At 21.0% G+C, this 6,579-nt stretch carries 5 protein-coding genes; all 5 read left to right on the top strand.

Annotated features, from left to right (window positions below):
- Positions 1 to 806: C39 family peptidase (locus GBZ86_RS11100; protein WP_207707443.1), on the top strand; the 806-nt coding region annotated here is incomplete at its 5' end.
- 150 nt (positions 807 to 956) lie between these two features.
- Positions 957 to 1,139, top strand: a complete 183-nt coding sequence (locus GBZ86_RS11095) for an alpha/beta-type small acid-soluble spore protein (protein WP_152890663.1) — start codon at positions 957 to 959, stop codon at positions 1,137 to 1,139.
- A 311-nt stretch (positions 1,140 to 1,450) separates the two neighbouring features.
- Positions 1,451 to 2,590: a metallophosphoesterase family protein gene (locus GBZ86_RS11090; RefSeq protein WP_152890661.1), complete on the top strand. Its 1,140-nt coding sequence runs from the start codon at positions 1,451 to 1,453 to the stop codon at positions 2,588 to 2,590.
- Entirely contained in the window at positions 2,580 to 5,348 is a 2,769-nt protein-coding gene (locus tag GBZ86_RS11085; protein WP_152890659.1) for an ATP-binding protein, read from the top strand. Before GBZ86_RS11090 ends, GBZ86_RS11085 begins: the two co-directional genes overlap by 11 nt.
- 107 nt (positions 5,349 to 5,455) lie before the next feature.
- A complete protein-coding gene (locus tag GBZ86_RS11080) occupies positions 5,456 to 6,391 on the top strand; it encodes a metal ABC transporter solute-binding protein, Zn/Mn family (RefSeq protein ID WP_422678924.1) in 936 nt (311 codons plus the stop codon).
- Positions 6,392 to 6,579 lie beyond the last annotated feature (188 nt).

The raw sequence follows: 6,579 nt of genomic DNA, 5'->3' as shown, positions 1-6,579 counted from the left end.
GTATTATTATAATTATAAAAGTAATTCAGTTATTAATTAATTTAAATATAAGCGAAAGAATTTTATTTGATAAAAATGTAAATGAAGAAGTTTTAAAATGTAATGATACCGATATCTTTAAAGAAAATGATGATAAAATAAATGAAGAAGAAAAGGAAAGTATTTATTCTAGCACTCTTAAAGAAAAATGTATAAGATATTATGCACAAGATGATAAAAGATATGGAGATATGCCATATACTAATTCAAGAGTTAATGATTATACACAAACAATAAAAAGTTCAGGATGTGGACCAACAGCATATTCAATAGTAGTATCTACTTTAAATAATATTGATATATCACCACCAGAACTATGCAAATATTCATTAGAAATAAATACTAGAACAGATTATTGTGGAACAGATAAAAATTTCTTCATTATGGCAGCAACAGATATAAATAAACCAAATTATAATTTGAACTATGAAGAAGTAAATAATATTAATAGAGTAAAAATTTTATTAGATGATAATAAACATTTAATTATAGTGAATATGATTCCGGGTCATGTTACTAAGCAAGGTCATTATATAGTATTATCTGGATATACTATTATAAATGGAGAAGTATATTTTAAAGTTTATGATCCTCATAGTATTAATGAATATTATATATATGATGATTCATTAATTGATAGTGAAAAAGATGATGGGTTTATATTATTAAGTGAAAAAGTAATAAAATTAGAAGCTCATTCATATTTTGCTTTTTCTAATATAAATGATTCTGTAGTTTTAAAGATAAACAATAAAAAAAATATATGAAATACGATTTAAAACATTTAATTTTTCATTAAATTTCCAAGTTTAAAAAAATATATTTTGGTTAATATAATAGTGTAAGTAACATGAAAGTTAAATTTATTAACTTTTAATTGTAACTTATAAATACCAAACCCAAAGGAGGAATTTATTATGTCAAAAGCATTAGTTCCAGAGGCAAAACAAGGATTAGCTAAATTTAAAAATGAGGTAGCTAATGAATTAGGAGTTCCATTTAGTGATTATAATGGAAACCTAAGTTCAAGACAATGTGGTTCTGTAGGTGGGGAAATGGTAAAAAGAATGGTTCAATCATATGAAAGTGGGCTAAAGTAAAGTATTGCACTTAATAATCAAACTAAGTTTTAATATATTAAAAATATATAAATTTGGTTTGTATGATAAAGGAGGCAATAACTTATGGAAAGGGCACAATCAATCAATCCCAATAATATGAAAAATAGCAACTATTTTAAGGATATTAGAGGTGAGAAGAAATGAGTAGTGTACCGCCAGAATAGATAGCTTTTAATGATTAAACAACAGAAAAGATTGTTTCAATTAGTAATTTTATTGCTATTGGAACAGTCTTTTTTTTGAATTTTAATTATGTTAAAATTAAACAAAAGTTTGTAAAAGGGGAAAATATGAGAAGTATAAAGATTATTCAATGTGGAGATATACATTTTGATACACCTTTTAAAGATTTACCAAAAGATATATCTAAATTAAGAAGGGCAGAATTAAAAGAAAGTTTTTCAAAAATAATAGATAAAAGTTTGGAACAACAAATAGATTTATTTTTATTAACTGGAGATATGTTTGATAATTTTTCAATAGAGAAAAACACATTAATTTTTATAAGGGAAGAATTAAAAAGATTAAATAATATTCCTGTTTTCATAGTAACAGGAAATCATGATCCATATAATTCAAAATCATTTTATTCAATGATTAAATGGTCAAATAATGTTCATATTTTTGGAGATAATGTTACTTATGTTGAGTTACCTAATTTAAATACAGTAGTTTATGGAGCTTCTTTTACCAATAAATATTGTAAAAAAAGTAAATTGAAAAATTTTAATTTGAAAAGCAACCATAAAAATATGATAAAGTTAATGCTTATGCATGGAGAGATTGTTAATTCAACTGAAGGAGACTATAATCCTATAACTTTAAATGAAATTTCAAATTCTCATATGGATTATATAGCTATGGGACATAGTCATAAATTTAGTGGAATTAATAGAGCAGGGAATACTTATTATGCATATTCAGGATGTCCAGAGGGAAGAGGATTTGATGAGTGTGGAGATAAAGGAGTAATTTTTGGAGAAATAAATAAAGGATTTTGTAATTTAAAATTTCAACCTATTAATAAAAGAAAATATACTAATTTAGAGATTTTTATAAATGAATGTTTAACAAATAAGGATATAAAGGATAAAATAATAAAATCAATTCCTATTCATATTAGAGAAAAAGATTTGTTTTCTATAACATTAAAAGGTGAAATAAGTGAAGATTTAAATATATGTATAAAAACTTTAGAAAATATACTTAAAAAATATTTTTTCTATATAAAAATAAAAGATAAGACAAATATAAAAATTGATATAGAAAGTATATCAAAAGAGAACTCTTTAAGAGGAGTATTTTATACTAAAATGTTAAATAAAATAGATAATGCTGAAAATGAAGAAGAACAAGAGCTATTAAAGTTAGCATTAAGGATAGGAATTAAGTCTATTTTAGAACAGGAGGTGAATTTAAATGATAATTAAGAAGATTAGCATAAATAATTTAGGAAAATTTGAAAATAAAATTTTGGAATTTAAGCCGGGATTAAACATAATATATGGAGAAAATGAAGCAGGAAAAAGTACTATACAATTTTTTGTAAAAATATTCCTTTATGGTATTAATAATAAGCGAGGAAAATCCATAAAAAATAATGATAGATTAAAATATAAGTCGTTTTTAGGTGGAAATATAAGTGGAGAAATGCACGTATTAGAAAATAATACTGATATTATTATAAAAAGAAATTTTGGGAGTTGTAAAAAAGAAGATGTTTCTATAATTCTAAATAGTATAACTGGTGAGGAAATAGAAAAAATACAAAAAGATGAACCAGGTAAAACTTTATTAGATTTAAATTATGAAGGTTTTAAAAACACTTTATTTATAAGTCAATTAGGAATTAGTTTAAATACTTCTAATGATGATGAAATTATAAATAAAATAATTAATATATTTCAAAGTGGAGAAGAAAGCATATCTTATAAAAAAATTAAAACAAATCTTGAAAAAACAAAAAAAGAAATAACAACTGCTAGAAAAAATGGAGCTTTAGATTTATTAAACGAAAAATATCATAAGTTAATAGAAGAAAAACATAAAAAAATATCTTTAAATGAAGAAAATATGGATAATGAATTAAAGTTAATAAATTTAAAGTGTAAAAGTGATAAAATAAAAAATGATATAGAAAATCTAGAAGAAGGTAAAGAATATTTAAAAAAATTAAAATTACAACATAATTATAAAGATATAAATTTATATTTGAATAAAATAGATAAATTTAAAGCAGAAAAACAAATAATAGATGATGAATTATTATTAATAAAAAAAGAATTAAATGAAAAATTTTTAATTGATATAAAAGAAAAAGCTATAGAATACTTTAAAGTTATGGATTTTTATAATGAACAATTAGTAGATATACATGAGTTGGATAGAAAAATTTCTACTAAAGAATATGAATTAAAAAAATATGAATATTTAAAAGAATTACCACAAGATATAGAGGATAAAGCCTTAAAATTAATTATTGAAAAAGAAACTTTAAAAAATAATTATAATTTAGCTTTATCTTTAAAAAAAGATATAATAGATTTAAAGGAAAAATATTCTATTTATAAAGGAAAATTAAATAAATTTAAAATAGATGATTATTTTAAAAATGAAATACAAAATAATTTATTTTTATATGAAAATAAATTAAAAGAACTTCAACAAATAATTAAGGAAAATAAAATTGATCTTAAAGTTGAAGAAAAAGAAAAAAAGATAAAGAAAAAATTATTTATTATAAATATAGCAATTGGTCCTTTTTGTTTAAGTCCTGTAATGTTTGCATATTTTATATTCGAAAATAATATTCCTAGTGCTTCTATGGGGATAATAGGGAGTTTGGTAATAATATTTTTATTAAAATATAGAAAAAAACAATTACAATTATTAGATTTTTATAAGGAACATATTACTCAAGTAGATAATATAAAAACTTTAAAAAAGGATATTAAAGAATTAGAAATAAAATTAAGTAATTATAATAAAAGTACAGGTTGTAAGGATTATAAAGAATTAATTATTTGGTTAAAAGAATATGATGAATTTTGTAAAGAAGCACATTCTTTAGAATATAAAATAAGAGTTAAAGATGAAAATTTTAAATCTTTAAATGGAGATGAATTAATAATTAAATTTGAAAGAGATAATGAAATTATTAAAAGTTTGATTAATATATCTTCATCAGATAATATACATGAATTTATTGAAAAAGCAAAAATGTATAAAAGTATTTTAAATTATAAAAAAAATATTAAAATACATCGAGAAAATTTATTTGATCAAATAAAAGCTTTAAGAAATGAAGCAGATAATAAAGAATTAATATTAAGAAAAATGTTAAAAGATATAAATTTACATAACATTCCTTTAGAAAATATTTTTGAGAAAATAGATGAAATATTAAAAAAAATAAGAATAAAAATTGAATTAGAAAATAATATAAAGAGTATAGAAAATACCTGTAAAGTTTTATTGAAAGATAGAAATATAGAAGAATTTAAAAAAGAATTAAAGAGTATTATAAATAATAAAGAATATTATTCTTATGAAAAAGAAGAGGATATTGAAATAACTTTAAAAGAAAAAAATAAAGAACTTTTAGAAGTAGAAAAGGAAATAAAAGATGTAGAACATTTAATAAATACAAATATGTTAACTAGTAGAAGTCTAAGTATTATTGAAGAAGAGATAAATAATATATTTAATAAAAAATTAGATTATGAAAAAAATTTAAAAGCTATTGATTTATCATTAAAATATTTAGATGAATCTTTTTATGAGATACAAAAAAATTATGGTCCTATATTAAATAATAAAGTATCAAAATATTTTAAAAAAATAACTAATAATAAATATAGTGAAGTTAAAGTGTCTTCAAACTATGATTTGTTAGTTAGGGATAGTAATAAAAATGAATTAATTTATAGTGATTATTTAAGTAATGGTACATGGGATCAAGTTTATTTAGCTTTACGTTTAGCGATAATAGAATTAATTTATAACAATAAGATTGTACCTATAATTTTAGATGAAAGTTTTAGTCAATATGATGAAAATAGATTAAAAAAAGTTTTAAGTATAATATATGAAATTTCAAAAGAAAAACAAATCATATTATTTTCTAGTCAAAAAAGAGAATATGAACTATTAAAAAATAATAATGAAATAAATGTAATAAAGTTATAAAAAAAGGCTAATCATTTAAAGGTGATTAACCTTTTTTTGGTTGACAGTAAATATATTTATATAGTATTATATTAATTATTAATGCAATTCATTTGCAAATAGGAGGAATTATGAAAAAATTAACATGGGTACTAACCATATTAGTAATGACAATTGGTTTATTAGGTGGATGTGCGAAAAATAATAATGAAAAAGTTGAAAATAATAAATTAAAGGTTGCAACTACAATAGATCCATTAACAGAATTGACGGAGATAATAGGTGGAGATAAAGTTGAAATTACAACTATGGTTTCAAAAGGGTCAGAACCTCATGATTTTGAACCAAGTACAAAAGATTTAATTGAATTAAATAAATCGGATATATTTATTTATAATGGATTAGAATTGGAAAATTGGATAGATAAAGTTTTAGAAACAATAGAAAATAAAAATATAGAAATAGTAAATGCTTCAAAAGGAATTACTCCTATAGAATATAATGAAGAAAATGAAGTTGAAAATAAACATAGCCATGAAGAAGGGCATAATCATGGGAAAATTGATCCACATGTATGGTTAAGTTTAAAAGATATACAAATTCAAGCTGATAATATAAAAAATGCTTTAATAAAAAAAGATAAAGAGAATGAGTCTTTTTATACATCGAATTATAATAAGTTTATAAAAGAAGTTAATGATTTATATAATGAATATGATAGTAAAATGAATAGTCTTTCATCAAAAGATCTTGTTACAGGGCATGCAGCTTTTGGTTATTTATGTAGAGATTTTAATTTGAATCAAGTAAGTGTAGAAGATGTTTTTGGAGAAGGTGAAATAACTCCTCAACATTTAAAAAGCATAGTTGATTTTTGTAAAGAAAATAATATTAAAACAATTTTTATGCCAGAGTTAGTAAGCCCTAAAGTTTCAGAAACTTTAGCTAATGAAGTTGGTGCTAAAATAGAAAGTATATATAGCTTAGAAAGCAATGAAGATGGATTAACTTATTTAGAAGCTATGAAAAGTAATTTGCAAAAAATATATAATAACTTAAAATAAGTTTAAAAAATAATAGTATATTATATTATTAAAAATTATCACGGAAAAATAAGAAAAGATATTAAATTTTTTGTAAAAAAAACATTTACATTATCGAAAAATAATGTTATCATATAACTATAATTTAACGTATGCGTTGTTACTGGTTAAGCAGGCAAGGGCTGAAACATCATAAATTTATATATTAT

Source organism: Clostridium tarantellae (assembly GCF_009295725.1).
Taxonomy (GTDB): Bacteria; Bacillota; Clostridia; order Clostridiales; family Clostridiaceae; genus Sarcina; species Sarcina tarantellae.
The sequence above is the reverse complement of the archived record's forward strand: the minus strand, read 5'-3'. Positions and strand labels throughout refer to the sequence as shown.

What these genes read in the sequence shown, in the direction of transcription:
- GBZ86_RS11095 (WP_152890663.1), top strand. Translation starts at nt 957, where the DNA reads ATGTCAAAAGCATTAGTTCCAGAGGCAAAACAAGGATTAGCTAAATTT.
- GBZ86_RS11090 (WP_152890661.1), top strand. Translation starts at nt 1,451, where the DNA reads ATGAGAAGTATAAAGATTATTCAATGTGGAGATATACATTTTGATACA.
- GBZ86_RS11085 (WP_152890659.1), top strand. Translation starts at nt 2,580, where the DNA reads ATGATAATTAAGAAGATTAGCATAAATAATTTAGGAAAATTTGAAAAT.